Source organism: Pasteurella skyensis (genome assembly GCF_013377295.1).
GTDB lineage: Bacteria > Pseudomonadota > Gammaproteobacteria > Enterobacterales > Pasteurellaceae > Phocoenobacter > Phocoenobacter skyensis.
Genome location: NZ_CP016180.1, coordinates 2103527 through 2124139 on the forward strand (window position 1 = coordinate 2103527; position 20613 = coordinate 2124139).

Sequence of the window (20613 nt, forward strand, 5' to 3'; positions counted from 1 at the left end):
TCCCTTTAATTAAATTGTTCTTTGTTTACCTGTAAATTTTCTATTGTAAGGATTTGTATCTTTCTGTTTTGCCTGATGTACGTAAGTAGACATAACTAAACCAAACGCCGCCATCAAAGTCACAAAAGATGTTCCCCCATAACTAAAAAGGGGTAATGGTACACCAACCACAGGAAGAATACCACTAACCATACCAATATTTACAAAGACATAAACGAAAAATAACAGAGCCGTTCCTCCTGAAATAAAGCGTCCAAAAGCAGAGCTCGCTTTCACCCCAATAATCAACCCTCTTGCAATAATAAAAAGATAAATAGCAAGAAGAATTAATACACCAACCATTCCTTGCTCTTCGCCTAATACCGCAAAAATAAAATCCGTATGTGGTTCTGGCAGAAACTCCAATTGAGATTGTGTCCCCTCTAGCCAACCCTTTCCATAAAATCCGCCAGAGCCAATTGCAATTTTAGACTGAATAATATGATAACCCGCACCTAATGGTTCTCTTTCTGGATCAAGTAGCGTCATTACTCGTCTTTTTTGATAATCGTGCATCAAATAAAACCACATTACAGGAATAAAAGCTGCTAGAGCTAAGATGCCAGAGCCAATTAATTTCCAACTCAATCCTGCAAGAAATAAAACAAACATTCCTGCAGCAAAAACTAACAATGATGTTCCTAAATCAGGTTGTATCGCAACAAGTAACGTTGGTACTATAATAATTAACAATACAATTGCTGTATCTTTTAATGATGGAGGTAAAGCTCGTTTTCCCAAATAACTTGCAACCATTAAAGGTACCGCAAGCTTTGCTATCTCTGAAGGCTGGAAACGCACAAATCCTAAATTTAACCATCGTTGAGCCCCTTTACTGACTTCACCAGTGACATCTACTAATACCAATAAAATAAGACACACACAATAAAGTAGTGGTGATATTTTTTGATAAAATAGAGGAGGTAATAACGCCATAAAGAATAAAACACCAAACCCAAGAGTTACCTGAATGATTCGATTAGTAAACATTCTCTCATTTGCACCACTTGCACTATAAAGCACCCATAATCCATAACTTGTGATTACAAACAGTCCCAATAATAACCAAATATCCATATCTAATATTTTTTTTATATAGGTGACAAATTGCTTACTCATTGTCTTTCCTCTTGTTTGAGAGGTTGATTTTCTATATATTGCATATTTTTAAATATATCTGAGTTAAGTAAAATATAATCCATAATCTTTCTCACAACTGGTGCTGCATTACTGGAGCCTCCACCCGCATTTTCCAAAATGATAGAAATGATAACTTTAGGATCTTCATAAGGTGCGAAACTAATAAACAACGCATGATCATGAAGTTCTTTTTTTAACTCTTTAGCATCATATTCTTGGTTTTCTGCCAAACTAAATACTTGGGCGGTACCTGATTTTCCCGCTATATGATAAGGAGTATCTAAAAAAGCTTTACGAGCAGTTCCATTCAGTGCATTTGTTACACTATACATTCCTTGCTTTGCCTCTTTCCAAAAATGCTTAGGAACATTTTTAATATCATCATATAGCTTTGGATCCTGATATGATTGCATCTTCTCCCCAACAATTTCTTTCATTAAATGAGGCGTATTTACTTTACCGTTATTAACCAATACCGCCAATGCTTTCGCTAACTGTAGAGGAGTTGCAATCCAATAACCCTGTCCAATACCAATAGAAACTGTATCACCTTGTAGCCAAGATTGTTTATAACGTTTTTGCTTCCATTCTCGACTCGGCATAATAGCTGATGACTCTTCAAAAATATCAATTCCTGTTTGCATACCAAAACCAAACTTTTTCATCCATTTTGATACTTTATCAATCCCTAAATTAAATGCTAATTGATAAAAATAAGTATCTGAAGACTCCGCTATCGCCTTGTTTAAGTTAGTATGACCGTGCCCAACTCTTTTCCAATCCCTAAATTTACGACTTGTATTAGGCACAACCCAATAACCTGGATCAAAAATTGTCATTTGAGGAGTAATAACACCTTCGGTTAGCCCTGCCACAGCCATAAAAGGTTTAATAGTAGAAGCTGGCGGATAGGCACCTTGTGTTGCTCGACTATAAAGTGGACGATTAGGATTGTTCAACAATTTCGTATAATTATCATAAGAAATACCATCTACAAATAGATTATTATTGTAACTTGGCTTAGTCACCATTGCTAATATACTGCTATCCCTTGCATCTAAAACAACCACCGCTCCTTTCTTATCTTCAAGTAAATTAGAAATATAATTCTGTAAATCAACATCAAGTGTTAATTGGATACTACTTCCTGCAACAGAGGTTTTCTCTCGTAATTTGCGAATAACCTTACCACGATTATTAATTTCAACTTCTTCAAGCCCTGTTATACCGTGTAGTTGGTCTTCATAATATTTTTCTATTCCACGCTTACCTATATTATGCATACCCGCATACTGTTGATATTTCCCTTCTTCTTTTAATTTTTTCTGATCTTTATCATTAATTTTTGCCACATAACCAATAATGTGTGTTAACGACTCACCATAAGGATAATGACGTTTAAAATAGGGTTTTACATCAATATTTGGAAACAGATATTGATTAACAGCAAAACGAGCAATTTGCTCTTCCGTTAAATTTTTCTTAAGAAAGATAGGCGTGTAGTGAGAAGCTCTTCTGCGCTCTTTATGAAACTCTTCAATATCCTTATCCGTTAACCCAACAATCTCTTTTAATTTCTCTAACGTTTTCTCAAGATTATCCACTTTTTCAGGCACTACATACAGCCCAAAATAAGTTAAATTTTCAGCCAATACCCTACCTTTGCGATCATAAATCAACCCTCTTACAGGAGGTACAGGTAATAATTTTATACGGTTACCATTAGAGCGAGTTTGATAAGTTTTATAATCAGATACTTGCAGATGATAAATATTCACCAACAAAACGGCTGTTAAAATTAAAACACCAAGAAACCCAACCAATGCTCGACGAGCAAAGAGATTTGATTCAGCTTTGCTATTTCTTACACTATTGTTTTCTAGTGATTTAAAATGGTGCTTCTGATTAAATACTTTTTTCATTATTCTCGATGATAAGGATGATTAGTCGTTAATGACCATGCTCGATATAAACTTTCAGCCACAACCACTCTCACTAAGGGATGAGGTAAAGTTAACGGAGATAAAGACCAGCTCTGCTCTGCCCGTTGTTTACATTCAGAAGCAAGTCCTTCAGGGCCTCCTATCAATAAGCTCACATCTCGTCCATCATTTTTCCATATTTCTAATTGCTGAGCTAACTGCCCAGTTGTCCAAGGCTTACCCGGAATATCTAAAGTAACAATGCGATTACGCCCACAGGCGTTTAACATCGCATAACCCTCTTGATCTAAAATTCGTTTAATATCGGCATTTTTACCTCGCTTCCCTGCTGGAATCTCGACCAATTCGAACGGCATATCCTTAGGAAAACGACATTGATACTCTTCAAAACCTGTTGTTACCCATTTTGGCATTTTTGTACCAACAGCAACTAACTGAATTTTCATTTATGCCACAATTTCTCTAATTGATACAATTCACGGCTATCTTGTTGCAAAATATGTACTATTGCTTGCCCAAAATCTACCGCTATCCAATCTGCTGTCACTTTCCCTTCAGAGGCAAAGACTTCAATACCCGCTTTTTTACTTTCTTCGGTTAAATTATCTGCCATTGAGGCTACGTGACGGCTTGATGTTCCTGTACATACAATCATTGTATCTGTAATACTAGAGTTACCTTTTACATCAATGGTTTGTATATTCTCAGCTTTTAAATCAGCTAAGGTACTCTTTAAAAATTCAACTAAATTTATTTCCACTTTTCTATCCTTTTATATTAAACATACTCTTAGAAAACCTAGTATGCTATATGCTTGCATATATTTTTTGATTAATTGCAAATTTTATCACAAATCTAACCGCTTGTTTTTATGAATTACGCATTGTTTACATTACTGTGCCATTTGATCCACCACTTTCATAAAACCTTCAGCAGAACTATAAACCTCTTCTTTCCCTTGTGAGAGTAACAACATATCAGAAAGTTCACGAAATGCCCCTTGTCCTCCCCCTTTTTTTAATATTAAATCAGCTTGTTTTTGAATATACTCAGGAGCATCACCTACAGCAACGGACAAACCGCAAACCTCAAAAGCAGGTAAATCTAAGGTATCATCACCAATATAAGCGGTTTCTTCAGGAGTGACACCCGCCTCTTCAATCAATGTTAAACAAGCAGTACGTTTTTCCATTTTACCCAATAAAAAATAAGGAATTTTTAATACCTCAATGCGTTTACGTAATAAAGGTGAATCCCCACCAGAAAGAATCGCAACTTTTACTCCTGTAGCTAAAAGCATCTTTATCCCTAAGCCATCTTTTACGTGAAATTTTTTTAATTCTTCACCTTTCTCGTTGTAATACAGACCGCCATCAGTTAAAACACCATCAACATCACTAATTACTAATTTGATTTTTGTTAACTGCTTCATATATTCCTCATTTTTTCATTGATTTAAATTAAACTACATCTTAATATTACTGGATTATAACTTAGTTTTGAGGAATAAGAATGTCTATTGAACAAAATTTAAAATATATTCATCAACAAATTTGCAAATTTTCACAACAATGTGACCGCTTACCTAATACAATAACACTTCTTGCAGTCACAAAAACAAAACCTGTCTCAGATATTGAACAAGCTATCGCCTGTGGACAACGAGCTTTTGGTGAAAATTATGTACAAGAAGGTGTAGAAAAAATTACTTATTTTAAAGATCATAAAGAGCTAGAATGGCACTTTATCGGAACTTTACAATCTAAAAAAACTCGCCTCGTTGCAGAACATTTTGACTGGGTACAGACCCTCGATCGTTTAAAAGTGGCGACTCGACTCAATGAACAGCGCCCTACAGATATGCCTCCACTTAATGTACTTATTCAAATCAATATTAGTGATGAAGAATCGAAATCAGGTATTAATCCAAGTGAGATGCAAAGCTTCGCTAACGAAATCATTCAGTTACCTCATTTAAAATTAAGAGGCTTAATGGCAATCCCTAAACCAGAAACAGAGCCTGAACAACAAAAAATTGCATTAAATAAAATGCAAATATTATTTCAAGAGCTCAAACAGCTTGTGCCAGATGTTGACACTCTTTCAATGGGAATGAGCGATGATATGCAAAGTGCAATTGAATGTGGTTCCACAATGGTTCGTATTGGCAGTGCAATTTTTGGAGCAAGAAACTAACACTAATGCTATAATCTGACAAAATTAACTAAGATAGGTATTCTTTTGGCTAAAATACGTAAATTAACCAAAAATCAGAAGCGTCGCATTCAATCTAATCATTATAATAAAATTAATAAAAAAAATATTGAATGGCAAGATGATATGTTAGGTCACTTTGACAATGGACTGGTAATTGCAAGACACGCCAAACACGCAGATGTAGAAACTGAAAACGGTGAAGTTTTTCGTTGCAATATACGTAGAACGCTAAAATCTGTGGTAGTCGGTGATAAAGTATCTTGGCGAAAAGGTAGTGAACAATTGCAAGGCATTAGCGGTGTGATCGAGGCAATTTATCCTCGTAAAAATGAACTTTCTCGCCCCGATTATTATGACGGAATCAAAGTAATGGCATCAAATATTGATCAAATTATTATTGTATCTGCCGTATTGCCTGAATTGTCATTAAATATTATTGATCGCTATTTGGTGATTTGTGAAAATGCAAAAATTCCAGCCTTAATTGTGTTAAATAAAATTGATTTATTAAATGATGATGAGCGACAAGAAGTTGAAAAACAACTCGATATCTATCGTAACATTGGTTATCAAAGCCTTTGTTTATCTGCTCAAACAGGAGAGGGAATGGAAAAATTAGACCGCTATCTTTCACAAGGTACGTCTATTTTTGTAGGACAATCTGGTGTCGGAAAATCAAGCTTAATCAACCAAATACTTCCAGAGAGCAATATACTCACTAATAAAGTGAGTACTAACTCAGGGTTAGGGCAACACACGACTACCGCTTCCTATTTATATCAATTACCACAAGGTGGTAAACTAATTGACTCTCCAGGTATTCGTGAGTTTGGCTTATGGCATTTAGAGGTGGAGCAAATCACTCAAGGTTATATAGAATTTCAATCTATTTTAGGTTTATGCAAATTCCGTGATTGTAAACACAACACCGATCCAAACTGTGCAATTAGAGAAGCTGTAGAAGAAGGCAAAATTAACCGAACTCGCTTTGAAAATTATCATCGTTTAATTGAAAGTAGTAAAGAAGTGAAAGGACAACGCTATTTTAAAAACAATTAATTTTTATTTAAAAAAAGAGGATTACTTTACAAAAAAAGTGTTGTACAATTGCACAAAATTTTTAATCGTATATGCTCAAGATATGGTTGAGCGTCTCTACAGTTAACCTTAAATTAACTACTACGAAAATAACTCTTATTACAAAAAGTACTGAATTTAATTCCGTACTCCTTGCGTTGTTTTCGTAAAACTATGGTATTTTGTGATGAGAATAAAGCACTTGTATAAATCACAAAATAATTTATCTGTATTATTCAGCCTAGATGCGTGCATCTAGGCTTTTTTTGTTTCTAACATTTTTAAAATGACTTTGAGGATAAGATGACAAATCTACGTTTTTTCATTGAAAAGCAGTCTGGTTTTGATATAGAGGCGAAGCAGTTATGTGCTAAATTTAAACAAGAATTACATATTCAAGGATTAGAATCCTTAAAGGTAATCAATGGTTATGATATTTTTGATCTAGAAGCAAGTGTCCAAGAGATTGCTAAAATTAAATATCGAATTTTATCAGAACTTGTTAGTGATAAAGTTATTGATGAATTAAAATTAACAAATAAAACGTACTTTGCTGTTGAATGCTTAGATGGGCAATTCGACCAACGAGCAGACTCTGCTTTACAATGTATTGAAATTATTTTATCAAAAAAACTTAATATTACCGTTAAATCTTTTAAAATTATTATTCTTGAAGGAAGTGTTAACCTCGCTGACCTCAGTAAAATTAAACAATTCTATATAAACCCTGTTGATAGCAAAGAGAAAGATTTATCTCTCTTTGCTAAAACACCCATTACTATTAATGATAGCGTAGTTATCTATGATAACTTCCTCAGTCTTAATCATAACCAACTCGATCAATTAAAAGATGAACTAAATCTTGCTATGGGCTACGAAGATTTACATTCTATTCATCAACATTATCAACAACTAGGTAGAAATCCTACTGAAACTGAAATTAAAGTTTTTGATACCTATTGGTCAGATCATTGTCGCCATACCACTTTTGAAACACAAATTAGACATATCAGCTTTCCTGATTCGCCTTTTGGACAACAAATACAGTCAGCATTCAATCATTATTTAGACATTAAATCAAAAGTAGCTGCAAATAAGTCTCAGTGTCTAATGGATATGGCAACAGTGATGGCAAAATATTTACATAAAACTGGATATTTAGATGATTTAGAAATTTCTGATGAAAACAATGCCTGTTCTGTCTATTTGGATGTGGAAACTAGCGATTTTTCAGGGGAAAAACACCTTGAAAAATGGTTGTTGATGTTCAAAAATGAAACTCACAATCACCCAACAGAAATTGAACCGTTTGGTGGTGCCTCTACTTGTTTAGGCGGTGCTATTCGAGATCCATTATCTGGGCGAGCTTATGTTTATCAGGCAATTCGCGTGACAGGTTCAGCTAATCCACTGGAAAAAATCGAAGATACTCTTGCTGGTAAATTAAGCCAACAAAAAATCACCACTGAAGCTGCTGAAGGTTATTTTTCCTATGGTAACCAAATTGGTATTGCTACCTCATTGGTATCAGAGTTGTATCACGAAGGTTATAAAGCTAAACGTATGGAAGTAGGTGCTGTGGTTGCTGCTGCTCCAATTAAAAATGTAATTAGAGCTAAACCACAACCCAATGATCACATTATTTTACTCGGTGGCAAAACAGGACGCGATGGCTGTGGTGGTGCATCAGGTTCATCCAAAGAACATAATGATAGCTCTTTACTACTTTGTGGAGCAGAAGTACAAAAAGGTAATGCTCTAGAAGAGCGTAAAATTCAACGTTTATTCAGAAATGCTAACGCAACTAAATTAATTAAAAAATGTAATGATTTTGGTGCAGGTGGGGTTTGTGTTGCGATTGGTGAACTTGCCGATGGTGTTAAAGTTAATCTTGATTTAATTCCTGTAAAATATGAAGGTTTAAGCGGTACTGAACTTGCTATTTCTGAATCACAAGAACGTATGGCCGTGATTGTGTCTGAAAAAGACAGCCAAACCTTTTTACAATATGCCCAAGAAGAAAATTTATTAGCAACAGTCGTTGGTAAAGTAACAGATGATAGTCGTTTATTACTAACGTGGAAAGGGACAAATATTGTCGATATTCAACGTGAGTTTTTAAACACTAATGGTGTGAGACAACAAATTGATATTACCATTACCGATATTGATAAACAACAACCCTTTAAGCGGGTGGTTTCAGGTGATAATTTACAAAAACAGTGGGAAGAAAATTTATGTGATTTAAACATCGCCTCACAAAAAGGTTTAAGCGAAATATTTGATTCTACTGTTGGAGCAGGAACAGTATTAATACCATTTGGTGGACGTTACCAAATGACCCCAATAGATGTTTCTGTTGCTAAATTGCCAGTGCTTAATAAAGAAACACAAACCGTTTCTGCCATTACTTGGGGGTGTAATCCTTATCTATTATCGTGGTCACCTTATCACGGTGCAATGTATGCCGTCATTGATTCTCTCGCTAAATTAGTTTCAGTAGGTATTGATTATAAGAAAGCTTGCTTATCGTTCCAAGAATACTTTCAAAAACTGGGGCAGGATAGTGTCGCTTGGTCAAAACCTTTTTTAGCACTACTGGGAGCAATCAAGGCTCAAAGTAATTTTCACGTTGCTGCTATTGGTGGTAAAGATTCGATGAGTGGCACATTTAACGATTTGCACGTACCACCGACTTTTATTTCTTTTGCAGTAAGTTCTGGTAATATTAATAACATTATTTCTCCTGAATTTAAGCAAGTTGGTTCATATATCTATCTACTGGATAATCCATTAGATAATGAGGGGCAATATGATGCCCATACCCTTAAAAATAATTTTGAGACAGTGCTGACAGGTATTGAAGAAGGCACTATATTATCAGCAATGACAGTAAAACACGGTGGTATTGCGGAAGCTTTGGCAAAAATGAGTTTCGGTAATCGTATCGGTGTTAGACTCAATAATAATGACACTGATTATTTTACTATTAAACCCGCCAGTATTGTTATTGAAAGTCAGCAAATAATCAATCAACCTAATGCGATTTTATTAGGGCGAAGTATTAATGAATTTTCTATTATTATTGATAACGAACATATTAATCTAACTACTTTGCAAGAAGTATGGCTAGGAAAACTAGCAAAAATTTTTCCAGTAAAAACGGATGAACAACCGGCTATTCTGACAGATTTATCTGTGGCAACAAATAAAATAGCACATTCAATACAAGGTGTTAAGGTTGCAAAACCTAGAGTATTAATCGCCACTTTCCCTGGTAGTAATTCAGAATACGATATGTATAACGCATTTAATCGCAATGGAGGATGTGCGGAAATACTATTATTTAGAAATATTACCTCAAATTATATTCGTGATTCTATTAATCAACTGTGCCATAAACTTAAAACAGCACAAATCTTTGTATTACCTGGCGGTTTTAGTGCAGGTGATGAGCCAGATGGTTCAGGTAAATTTATTGCTGCTATCTTACAAAACCCACAATTAAAAGAGAGTATTAATGAATTTCTAGCAAGAGATGGCTTGATTTTAGGTATCTGTAATGGCTTCCAAGCTCTTGTTAAATCAGGCTTGTTACCAAATGCTAATATTGGTCAAATTACTCCACAATCACCAACGCTGACTTTTAATAAGATCGGCCGCCACATTTCTCAAATGGTAACAACAAAAATAGTGAATAACCAATCACCTTGGTTATCTTCTTTTGCTGTGGGGCAAACTTTTAATATTCCCGTCTCCCATGGCGAAGGACGTTTTTATGCAAGTGAAGAGACCTTACAACAACTCATTGCCAATGGGCAAATTGCGACACAATATGTTGATTTATCTGGTAGAGCAACTAATGAATTTATTTATAACCCTAATGGTTCAAGCCTAGCCATAGAAGGTATTTGTCAGCTGATGGCAGAATTTTAGGAAAAATGGGGCATTCCGAGCGCTATTCTGAAGGAACATTCAAAAATATTTCTGGTGATAATGACCAAAATATTTTTGTTAATGGTATCAATTATTTTAGATAGCTTAATGCTAATGGTAAGAATCAATTGCTAAGAACAAATGTCAAATAACATTATTTTAGTTGTATAAAAACTCATATAGGAGCAAAAATGAAAGTAGGAATTATCTTCGGTAGTCAATCTGACCTAGAAGTAATGCAGGGAGCAGCAAATTGTCTTAAACAATTTGGTGTGACATACTCAGCTCACGTATTATCAGCACACCGTGTGCCTGAATTACTGGTTGAAAAACTAGCTGAATTTGAACGTGAAGGCTATGGTGTTGTGATTGCAGGTGCTGGACTTGCTGCTCACTTATCTGGCGTTATTGCATCTAAAACCACTTTGCCAGTTATCGGTGTACCGATAAATGCTGCTCTTGACGGTTTAGACGCATTACTGTCTATTGTGCAAATGCCAAAATCAATTCCTGTGGCTACTGTGGGGATTAATAACTCCTATAATGCTGGTATGCTTGCGGTACAGATATTAGCAACAAACAATGCTGAATTACAAACTAAATTGCAAGATTTCAGACAACAAATGAAGGCTGATTTTAAGCAAAATATGAATGTAGAACTATAACCATTAATTATTTTATCCAAACGATAGAAAAACAATGAAAACAGAATTTATTTACGAAGGCAAAGCCAAACAAATTTATGCAACCAGTAATGCTGAGCAAGTGATTATTTTTTACAAAGATGATGCCACGGCTGGTAATGGTGCAAAAAAAGGAACAATCAAAGATAAAGGCGTACTCAATAACCAAATTACTACAATAATTTTTAAATTGTTGGAAGAAAATGGTATCAAAACGCACTTTATTGAAAAATTAAGCGATCGTGAACAGCTATGCCAAAAAGTTAAAATCTTTCCTCTAGAAGTCATCGTTAGAAACGTAATTGCAGGTTCAATGGCAAAACGAGTGGGTATTACCGAAGGTACAAAACCAAATAATACCATTTTTGAAATTTGCTATAAAAATGATGAATATGGCGATCCATTGATTAATGATCACCACGCTGTCGCATTAGGTTTAGCAACTTATGAAGAACTTACAAAAATTTATGACATTACCGCAAAAATTAACGAGTTACTAAAAACAAAATTCGATAAACTCGGCATTACCCTTGTTGATTTTAAAATTGAGTTTGGTAAAAATACTGATGGCGAAATTGTTCTTGCCGATGAAATCACCCCTGATACCTGTCGTTTCTGGGATAAAGAAACAGGTAAAAAATTGGATAAAGACCGTTTCCGTCAAGATTTAGGCGATATTGAAGATGCCTATTTGGAAATTTTTCAGCGTTTAGCAAAATAAAAAGAATATGAAAAAATTAGCAGAATTAAGTAAATCAGAATGGTATGACCTTGCACTTGCTGTTTATGCCCTTTCTCGTAGTGATACTTCTTCTTGGAAAGAACTTTCTGATGATTTACAAAATACTGATGTGGGTAAATTATGCCAACGATATTTAAAAACTCGTGATTATAAACATATAGATATGGCAGGTCAGCTTATGATAGGCAAACACTGGGAAATAGCATTTGGAAGAATGTTTTAAACATTTTATTGTAATAAGTATATTACGAATTTATTAAGTTGAAATTAACAAAGTGGAGAAAAAATGACCACAAGTACATACAAACAAGCAGGCGTAGATAAAGAAGAAGGCTACAAAGCCGTTGAGTTGATGAAACAAAAAGTGCAAAAAACGCATAATTCATCAGTGCTAACAAACTTGGGGAGTTTTGGGGCGATGTACGCCTTAGGAAACTATAAAGAACCCATTTTAGTATCAGGCACCGATGGTGTAGGCACAAAATTAGAAATCGCTTTAACGCAGAAAAAATACGATACGGTCGGTATTGATGCTGTGGCGATGTGTGTTAATGATATTTTATGTCACGGTGCAAAACCACTGTTCTTTTTAGATTATTTGGCGTGTGGCAAATTAGAGGCTGAAGTTGCCGCTGAATTAGTATCAGGCATTTCTGATGGCTGCTTACAAGCTGGAGCAGCTTTAATTGGTGGAGAAACTGCTGAAATGCCAGGATTTTATCAAATTGGTGATTACGATATTGCTGGATTTTGTGTCGGTGTCGTAGAAAAATCACAATTGATTAATGGTGATAAAGTATGTGTTGGCGATAGTATTATTGCCTTACCTTCTAGTGGTTTTCATAGTAATGGTTTTTCTCTGCTACGCAAAATTTTTACCGATTATAATGAAGTTATTGAAGACAAAAGTGTAAGTGATTGGCTACTAACTCCAACCAAAATCTATGTGAAGCCGATTTTACAACTATTAGAAAAGTTTGATATTCACGCAATGGCACATATTACTGGTGGTGGTTTGATTGAGAACCTACCTCGTTGTATGAATAAAGACTTATCACCTGTAGTATTCAAAAATAACATCACTCCGCTATGGCAATCACTACCACTCTTTGCCGAAGTACAACAACGAAGCAATATCAGTGAAGATGAGATGTTTGGCACTTTTAATATGGGTGTAGGTTTTACCCTTGTGGTTAATCCTAATATGGCTGATGATGTTATTGATTATTTAGCCAGCATTGGCGAACCTGCTTATGTGATTGGACATATTGAACAAGGGGATAATCAATTGTGTCTAAAATAACATCTAAAAATTCTGTCAAAATTGCTGTTTTAGTCTCTGGTGGCGGTAGCAATATGATGCAATTAATTAAACATAAAATTGCAATCGATTGCGTTATTGCAGATAGAAGTTGTAAAGCTACCGCTCTCGCTGAACAACACCATATCACCACTTTTCAGGTAACAAGAGAAGATTGTTCACAGCAAATTTGTGAAATTTTAGCTACACGCAAAATTAATTTAGTGGTACTGGCTGGATTTTTATCTATTTTAGATAAAGACCTCACTGACTGCTATACCGTCATTAATATCCACCCTTCGCTACTACCTAAATATGGTGGGCTTGGAATGTATGGCTTAAATGTGCACAAAGCTGTCTTCGAAAGTGGTGATACCATCAGCGGTTGCACTGTGCATTATGTGAATGAAGGTATAGATACTGGCGATATTATCGCTCAAAGAGAAGTAGATATCAGTAATGCTAGCAGTGTTGAAGAAATTGCCAAATTGGTATTAGAAAAAGAGTGGGTATTATTACCAATGGTAGTTAAAGACCTAATTAAATATTCATTTACGTAAAGAAAGAATGCCTTATCTTTACAATATATTTGTAATAAAAACTTATTTTAAAGTAAAAATCAGGAAATGAAAAAATGAAAAGAGCATTAATATCTGTTTATGATAAAGAAGGTATTGTTGAATTAGCTGAACAATTGGTTAAAAACAATATAGAGATTATTTCCACAGGTGGAACTTATCAACACTTATTAGATAACGGTGTACCTGTACTAGAAGTCAGCCAAGTGATTGAATCTGATGAAATGCTAGATGGTCGAGTAAAAACACTCCACCCACATATTCATGGCGGTATTTTGGCAATACGTGACAATGCAGAACATATGCAAACTTTAAAAGAAAAAAATATCGCCACCATTGATTTTGTAATTGTGAATCTTTATCCATTCTTTGATAAAGTGAAAGAAAATTTACCTTTTGATGATACTATTGAATTTATTGATATTGGAGGTCCAACAATGCTCCGCAGTGCTGCCAAATCATTTAAAGATGTGGTAGTCATTACTGATAAAAAAGATTATCAGACCGTTATTGATGAACTAAACAACAATCAAACTATTAGTTATGAAACAAGGAAATTTTTTGCAAAAAAAGTATTTAATCTAACCGCTTGTTATGATGCCGCTATTTCCCAATTCCTACTTGATGATGATTGCCCTGAGTTTTTAACCATTTCTTATCAAAAAGAAAGTGAAATGCGTTATGGTGAAAATTCACATCAAAAAGCCGTTTATTATGTTGATAAAATGAATGATGGGGCAATGAAAGATTTTACCCAATTAAACGGTAAGGCCTTATCATTTAACAATATTCGTGATATGGATTTAGCGTGGAAAGTAGTCTGTGAATTTAATGAAACTGAAGATATCGCTTGTTGTGCAGTTAAGCACTCAACACCTTGTGGTGTTGCCATTGCTGATAGTGTTGAAACAGCCTATAACAAAGCCTACGAATGCGATCCCGTATCAATTTTTGGTGGCATTGTTGCCTTTAACCGTGAAGTTGATGAAAGTACAGCAAAAAAATTAAAAGATATTTTCCTAGAAATTGTTATTGCTCCTAGCTTTAGCGATGATGCTCTTACTACTCTTAAACAAAAGAAAAACTTAAGAGTCATCAAATGCAATCAAAAACCACAAGACAGTAAAGAATATATCAAAGTAGATGGTGGTTTGTTAGTGCAAGATGTAAATAATACCTTACTAGATAATGCTAAAGTGGTCACAAATAAACAACCAAGTGATATTGAGAACAAAGACTTATTATTTGCTTTAAAAGTAGTTAAATATGTGAAATCAAATGCAATAGTGATTGCCAAAGATGGGCAAACACTTGGAATTGGTGGTGGTGAAGTCAGTCGTATTTGGGCAACAGAAAAAGCCATTGAAAGAGCCAATATTTTTGGTAAAACCAATATGGTGCTTGCCTCTGATGCATTTTTCCCATTTAGTGATGTGGTTAAATTAGTATCAGAAAATGCTATTACCGCAATTATTCAACCGGGTGGATCTATTCGTGATCAAGACTCTATTGATGTCTGCAATAAAAAAGATATTGCGATGGTATTTAGTCAATTAAGACATTTTAAATATTAAGGTAACCTAAATGAAAATATTAATTATAGGAGCAGGTGGTCGTGAACACGCTATCGCCTGGAAGATAGCTCAAAATCCACGAGTAACAAAGATTTACGCAGCAGTTGGTAATGCCTATGATACTTTGTTACCTAATTGCGAAAATGTAAACTTAACAACAAATCAAGAAATCCTTGCTTTTGCCAAAGAGCAACAAATAGATTTAACAATTGTTGGTAGTGAAGAATTATTAGTAGCAGGTATCGTTGATTTATTTCAGCAAAATAACTTAACTATTTTTGGACCTGATAAAAAAGCAGCTAAATTAGAAGGTTCTAAATCCTTTGCTAAGCAATTTATGCAGAAATATGGTGTGAAAACAGCAAAATCACAAAGTTTTAATGATCCTAAACTTGCGTTAGATTATATCAAATTTATGCAATATCCTCTTGTAGTTAAAGCCAGTGGTTTAGCCGCAGGTAAGGGTGTAGTTATCTGTCAAACACATACAGAGGCTGAACAAGCCATTGATGATATGATGGTTAAAAAAGTCTTCACTAATGCTGGTGATACCATTGTTATCGAACAATTTTTAAAAGGAGTGGAAGTTTCTATTTTATCAATCACAGATGGTAAAACGATTTTACCTTTTATCTCTGCCAAAGATCACAAAAAAATTGGTGAGGGTGAAACGGGTTTAAACACTGGTGGTATGGGAGTTGTTGCTCCTAATCCGCATTATACTCCAGAAGTAGAACAACAGTTTATTACTGATATTCTGCAACCAACATTAAAGGGTTTACAGCAAGAAAAAATGGACTTTGCAGGTATCATTTTCTTTGGCTTGATGGTGTGTACTGACGGTGTTTATTTACTTGAATACAATATGCGTTTTGGCGATCCTGAAACGCAAGCCGTTTTACCACTTTTGGAGAGTGATTTACTGGAGCTTATTCAAAAATCCTTAGATAAACAGTTAGAAACTATCACTCTACAATGGCATAACGCTAGCACTTGTTGTGTCGTCCTTACCTCAGAGGGTTACCCTGTCAAATATAAAAGAGGGGACAAAATCTCAGGAATAGCAGAAAGCATTGAAAAAAAAGATTGCCAAATTTTTTTCGCAGGTGTTCAAGAAAAAGAACATCTCTACTACACAAATGGTGGAAGGGTGCTTAATATCGTAGGAATAGCGAGTAGCCTAGAAAAAGCAAAAGAGAAAGCATATCAAAACGTTACTAACATTACTTTTAGAGGAATGTATTATCGTAATGATATTGGTCAATTACTTTTAGATAAAAGGATATTAAAAATGTGTGGTATTGTTGGCGTAGTTGCTCAAAATTATGTAAACCAAATTATCTTTGATGCCCTAACAGTATTACAACACCGTGGGCAAGATGCAGCTGGAATAGTTACTGGCGATAATGGAAAGTTTTATATGCGGAAAGAGAATGGATTAGTCAGAGAAGTTATCCGTACTCGCCATATGAAAAAATTAACAGGAAATATTGGTATCGGTCATGTTCGTTATCCTACTGCTGGCACAACGAATGAGGCAGAGGCTCAACCTTTTTATGTCAATTCTCCTTATGGTATTGCTTTAGCTCATAATGGTAACTTGAATAATACCGCACAACTTGTTGATGAAATTCATAAAAATGATTTGCGACATTTAAATACCTATTCAGATTCAGAAGTATTACTCAATATTTTTGCCCATGAATTACAAATACAAGGAGCTAAAAATCCAACTGCAAAAGAAATATTTACTACTGTTGCTAATGTTCATAAACGTATCAAAGGTGGTTATGCCGTCGTTGCCTTAATCACAGGCTATGGAATTGTCGCATTCCGTGATCCTTACGGTATTCGCCCACTTGTTTACGGTAGCCGTGAAACACCAAATGGTAAAGAATATATGATAGCATCAGAAAGTGCTGCATTAGATATTTGTGGATTTACTTTGGAGCGAGATATTGAGGCGGGTGAGGCAATATTTATCACCACTGACGGTCAATGTTTTACCAAGCAATGTGCTGAAAAACCACAATTATCACCATGCTTATTTGAATATATTTATTTATCTCGCCCTGATTCTATTTTAGACGGCGTATCGGTCTATCATTCTCGTATGGCACAAGGTGTCAAATTAGCCCAAAAGTTAAAGCGAGAATGGGCAGATCATGATATTGATGTCATCATTCCCATTCCTGAAAGCAGTCGCACCGCAGGCAATGAAATGGCAAAAATACTTGGCATTCCTGCACGAGAAGGATTTGTGAAAAATCATTATATCGGTAGAACCTTTATTATGCCAAACCAAACTGTGCGTACAAAATCTGTGCGACGTAAACTCAATCCTATTCGTAGCGAATTTGAGGGAAAAAATGTCTTACTCGTAGATGATTCTATTGTACGTGGAACAACATCAAAGCAAATTATCAAAATGGCCCGAGAAATGGGAGCAAAAAAAGTTTATTTTGCCTCCGCAGCTCCAGCAGTACGTTATCCTAATATCTATGGTATTGATATGCCAACGACAGATGAACTTATCAGCCATCATTTAGATGATGAGAGCGTCGGTAAAGCCATTGGAGCAGATGGTATTTTATTCCAAGATTTAGCCGATCTAAAAATGGCTATTACAAATTTAAATCCTAATCTAACACAGTTTGAAACCAGTATATTCGATGGTAACTATGTCACTGATGAGAGAAATAATCCAAATTTACAAGCTATTTTAAATAGCAACAGATAAAATCAAATTTGCTTAATAATAACACACGCCAAAAAGAAAAAGCGGTAAGAGTGCAAATTTTGCAACATATCTTACCGCTTCATTTTACTTATTATCTTTTACTTTTTGCGAGAATGTAGCCCTTTTTTCTCTAAATTACGATAAATTAACCATTGTTGGAAAATAGTAATTGAGTTTGACGTAATCCAGTAAAGTACCAACCCAGAAGGGAAAAACAAGAAGAAACCTGTAAAAATTACTGGCATAAACATCATTACTTTTTGCTGTATTGGATCTGCTACTGGAGTAGGTGACATTTTTTGCAATAAAAACATCGAGGCACCCATTAATAATGGCATAATATAATATGGATCTTGTGCTGATAGATCTTGAATCCAACCAAAGAATGGTGCATGGCGAAGTTCTACAGCTTCCATAAATGTCCAATATAATGCAATGAAAATTGGCATCTGAATCAGAATCGGTAAACATCCACCCATTGGGTTTACTTTTTCTTCTTTATACAATTTCATTGTTTCTTGACTCATTTTTTGACGATCGTCACCATAACGCTCACGCATCTCTTGCAATCTTGGTTGCAACATACGCATTTTTGCCATTGAAGTATATTGTGCTTTGGTTAATGGATAGAGCAAGGTTTTTACTACAATAGTCACACAGATAATCGCCAATCCCCAGTTGATAACTAATTTTTGAATATGAGTTAATAACCAGAATAGCGGTTTTGCAATAAACCACGCCCAACCGTAATCAACTGTTAAATCAAAATGCTCTGCTGCTTGTGCCATCTCTTCTTGATTTTTAGGCCCTGTCCATAGGTTACTCGTAATAGTTTCTTGTGAGTTTGGTGCAACAACAGTAACTGGACCTCTATAACCAATAGATGCCGTCCCATTATTATTTACATTAGAATAAATAGTATTTTGAGCTTGTTGATTTGGGATCCATGCTGATACAAAATAATGTTGTAACATTGCTGCCCAACCCGCTTTTGTACCAATTGATAGATTTTTTTCTTTCATCTCATCAAAAGGATACTTTTGATAATTAACTTCAGATGAAGAGTAAGCGCCTCCCATATAAGTTGGCATTGTTAAATTACCCGAACTGTCAGCTAAAGTATGCTTAAGTTGCCCATAAGGTTCAACTTCTATAGGTTGTGCTGACTGGTTTTTGATCACAAAGTCAACGCCAATATCATAACTACCACGTTTTAAAATAAATTGTTTAGTATATGTAACACCCTCTTTTTCAAAATGAAGAGGAACCATTAAACTATCTTGTCCTTCTGCTAAAACAAATTTATCTGCCGTTACCTGATATTGTGGACGAGCCAATTTACTATCAATACCATTTTTTCCAACTAAGCCACTTTGTGCGACATAAACTGTTTTTGCATTATTTTCTAATAGTTTAAATGGTTGTTTACTATCTAATGTTGCATTATGTTTTAACAAATCAGACTCAACAACATCGCCACCCAAAGTATCAATAACTAAACGTAAAACATCATTTTCAACAATAATTGTCTTACCTGTAGTGGTTGTTTGATTGATCGTTGTTACACTTTGTGAAGATGCAGGAACATCACTAGAAGCATTTGTTGCTGTCGTTTTTTGCTCTACTGGTAATTGTACTGGATTGTGATCTGCCTGCCATTGCGTAAAAATTAAAAATGACACCAGAAACAGCCCTATAACGAGTAAACTACGATTTGAATTCATTTTGGTTTCTCTGTGATTAATTGAAAAAAGGGAACATCCCCGTAACTAAAGAAGAGTATTTTATAATAGGTTGGCACTCAATCCAACCAATTTTATCTACTAGCGGATACTTATTAGACAAAATTTGCAAATTTTAATAAATAAGTGACCGCTTACTTATTTTCTTTATCAGATTTTAAAGGGACAGGATCTTCACCACCTTGATGCAAAGGATGACATTTTGCAATGCGCTTTAAAGTCAACCAGCCACCTTTTACTGCACCATAAGTCTGTACAGCATCTAAACCATACTGTGAACAAGTAGGATTAAAACGACAACGAGGCATCAGCATAGGACTAATAAAATAACGGTAAAATTTTATTACCAAAATAAAAAATCGAGCAAAATAACCTATTTTTCGTTGTTTGCAAGACGAATATGACGTTGCCATAATTTATCCAATACTACAAAAATTTCTTTATTATCCAGTTTACCGATACCACCTTTAGCAATAAAAACAAAATCTAATGCGGGTAGCTGATGTTGCATTAATCGAAAACTCTCACGCACAACACGTTTGATCCTATTACGATCATGAGCTCTCTTTAAATGCTTTTTAGCAACGGTTAAACCAAGACGGGGAGTGTCAACAGAATTTGGACGAGCAAGAATAACAATATGGGGTGATGAGGCTCGCTGAGGAGACTCAAACACCGCCCTAAACTGAACGGGAGCTAACAAACGTAGCTCCCGAGAAAATTTTAGCCTATTCACGAAGGAATATCACTGCAAATTATGCAGATAAGCTTTTGCGACCTTTAGCACGACGACGAGCTAAAACTTGACGGCCATTCTTAGTTGCCATACGAGTACGAAAACCGTGTGAACGAGCACGCTTTAATCGAGATGGTTGAAAAGTACGTTTCATTGTTTATCTACC

At 35.1% G+C, this 20613-nt stretch carries 19 protein-coding genes and 1 riboswitch; of the genes, 10 read left to right on the plus strand and 9 right to left on the minus strand.

Annotated elements, in window-relative coordinates:
• Positions 1–9 precede the first annotated feature (9 nt).
• The 5 genes from rodA to A6B44_RS10195 all read right to left on the minus strand — a co-directional run bounded on the left by rodA (position 10) and on the right by A6B44_RS10195 (position 4554).
• On the minus strand, positions 10–1158 hold the full coding sequence (rodA, locus tag A6B44_RS10175) for a rod shape-determining protein RodA (protein ID WP_090923071.1): 1149 nt from the start codon (positions 1156–1158) through the stop codon (positions 10–12).
• Complete coding sequence (gene mrdA / locus A6B44_RS10180; RefSeq protein WP_090923068.1) at positions 1155–3101, minus strand: penicillin-binding protein 2; 1947 nt, start codon at positions 3099–3101, stop codon at positions 1155–1157. Before mrdA ends, rodA begins: the two co-directional genes overlap by 4 nt.
• Entirely contained in the window at positions 3101–3568 is a 468-nt protein-coding gene (gene rlmH / locus A6B44_RS10185) for a 23S rRNA (pseudouridine(1915)-N(3))-methyltransferase RlmH (RefSeq protein WP_090923066.1), read from the minus strand. The genes mrdA and rlmH overlap by 1 nt, the downstream gene beginning before the upstream one ends.
• A complete protein-coding gene (gene rsfS / locus A6B44_RS10190; RefSeq protein ID WP_090923064.1) occupies positions 3565–3882 on the minus strand; it encodes a ribosome silencing factor in 318 nt (105 codons plus the stop codon). Before rsfS ends, rlmH begins: the two co-directional genes overlap by 4 nt.
• A gap of 132 nt (positions 3883–4014) precedes the next feature.
• Positions 4015–4554 carry a KdsC family phosphatase gene (locus A6B44_RS10195; protein WP_090923061.1) on the minus strand — a complete coding sequence of 180 codons (540 nt, stop codon included), beginning with the start codon at positions 4552–4554 and terminating at the stop codon, positions 4015–4017.
• Between the two features lie 80 nt (positions 4555–4634).
• Here A6B44_RS10195 and A6B44_RS10200 point away from each other — a divergent pair, with 80 nt between their 5' ends.
• From A6B44_RS10200 to purD, 10 genes are all read left to right on the plus strand, one after another.
• Complete coding sequence (locus A6B44_RS10200) at positions 4635–5318, plus strand: YggS family pyridoxal phosphate-dependent enzyme (protein WP_090923059.1); 684 nt, start codon at positions 4635–4637, stop codon at positions 5316–5318.
• A 45-nt stretch (positions 5319–5363) separates the two neighbouring features.
• The gene (gene rsgA, locus A6B44_RS10205) at positions 5364–6398 is read left to right on the plus strand and encodes a small ribosomal subunit biogenesis GTPase RsgA (protein WP_090923056.1); all 1035 of its coding nucleotides are present in this window, start codon (positions 5364–5366) and stop codon (positions 6396–6398) included.
• Between the two features lie 45 nt (positions 6399–6443).
• Positions 6444–6541, plus strand: a riboswitch (purine riboswitch).
• A gap of 178 nt (positions 6542–6719) precedes the next feature.
• Positions 6720–10352: a phosphoribosylformylglycinamidine synthase gene (locus tag A6B44_RS10210; protein ID WP_218061373.1), complete on the plus strand. Its 3633-nt coding sequence runs from the start codon at positions 6720–6722 to the stop codon at positions 10350–10352.
• A gap of 191 nt (positions 10353–10543) precedes the next feature.
• Positions 10544–11017 carry a 5-(carboxyamino)imidazole ribonucleotide mutase gene (purE, locus tag A6B44_RS10215; protein WP_090923055.1) on the plus strand — a complete coding sequence of 158 codons (474 nt, stop codon included), beginning with the start codon at positions 10544–10546 and terminating at the stop codon, positions 11015–11017.
• 34 nt (positions 11018–11051) lie between these two features.
• Complete coding sequence (gene purC, locus A6B44_RS10220) at positions 11052–11756, plus strand: phosphoribosylaminoimidazolesuccinocarboxamide synthase (RefSeq protein ID WP_090923052.1); 705 nt, start codon at positions 11052–11054, stop codon at positions 11754–11756.
• 7 nt (positions 11757–11763) lie between these two features.
• Positions 11764–12000, plus strand: a complete 237-nt coding sequence (locus tag A6B44_RS10225; RefSeq protein ID WP_090923050.1) for a hypothetical protein — start codon at positions 11764–11766, stop codon at positions 11998–12000.
• Positions 12001–12063: 63 nt separating this feature from the next.
• Complete coding sequence (gene purM / locus A6B44_RS10230; protein ID WP_090923048.1) at positions 12064–13080, plus strand: phosphoribosylformylglycinamidine cyclo-ligase; 1017 nt, start codon at positions 12064–12066, stop codon at positions 13078–13080.
• A complete protein-coding gene (gene purN / locus A6B44_RS10235; protein WP_218061375.1) occupies positions 13068–13637 on the plus strand; it encodes a phosphoribosylglycinamide formyltransferase in 570 nt (189 codons plus the stop codon). The genes purM and purN overlap by 13 nt, the downstream gene beginning before the upstream one ends.
• 74 nt (positions 13638–13711) lie before the next feature.
• A complete protein-coding gene (gene purH / locus A6B44_RS10240; protein ID WP_090923046.1) occupies positions 13712–15229 on the plus strand; it encodes a bifunctional phosphoribosylaminoimidazolecarboxamide formyltransferase/IMP cyclohydrolase in 1518 nt (505 codons plus the stop codon).
• Between the two features lie 10 nt (positions 15230–15239).
• Entirely contained in the window at positions 15240–17969 is a 2730-nt protein-coding gene (gene purD / locus A6B44_RS11000) for a phosphoribosylamine--glycine ligase (RefSeq protein WP_090923044.1), read from the plus strand.
• Positions 17970–18067: 98 nt separating this feature from the next.
• Here the strand turns inward: purD and yidC are convergent, their stop codons facing one another.
• The 4 genes from yidC to rpmH all read right to left on the minus strand — a co-directional run bounded on the left by yidC (position 18068) and on the right by rpmH (position 20601).
• Complete coding sequence (yidC, locus tag A6B44_RS10255) at positions 18068–19693, minus strand: membrane protein insertase YidC (RefSeq protein WP_090923042.1); 1626 nt, start codon at positions 19691–19693, stop codon at positions 18068–18070.
• A gap of 152 nt (positions 19694–19845) precedes the next feature.
• Positions 19846–20124, minus strand: coding sequence for a membrane protein insertion efficiency factor YidD (gene yidD, locus A6B44_RS10260; RefSeq protein ID WP_090923040.1), 279 nt, complete (start codon positions 20122–20124; stop codon positions 19846–19848).
• Positions 20085–20447 (minus strand): ribonuclease P protein component, encoded by a 363-nt coding sequence (gene rnpA / locus A6B44_RS10265; RefSeq protein WP_090923037.1) that lies wholly within the window; start codon positions 20445–20447, stop codon positions 20085–20087. Before rnpA ends, yidD begins: the two co-directional genes overlap by 40 nt.
• 19 nt (positions 20448–20466) lie before the next feature.
• A complete protein-coding gene (gene rpmH, locus A6B44_RS10270; protein ID WP_090923035.1) occupies positions 20467–20601 on the minus strand; it encodes a 50S ribosomal protein L34 in 135 nt (44 codons plus the stop codon).
• Positions 20602–20613: the final 12 nt, after the last annotated feature.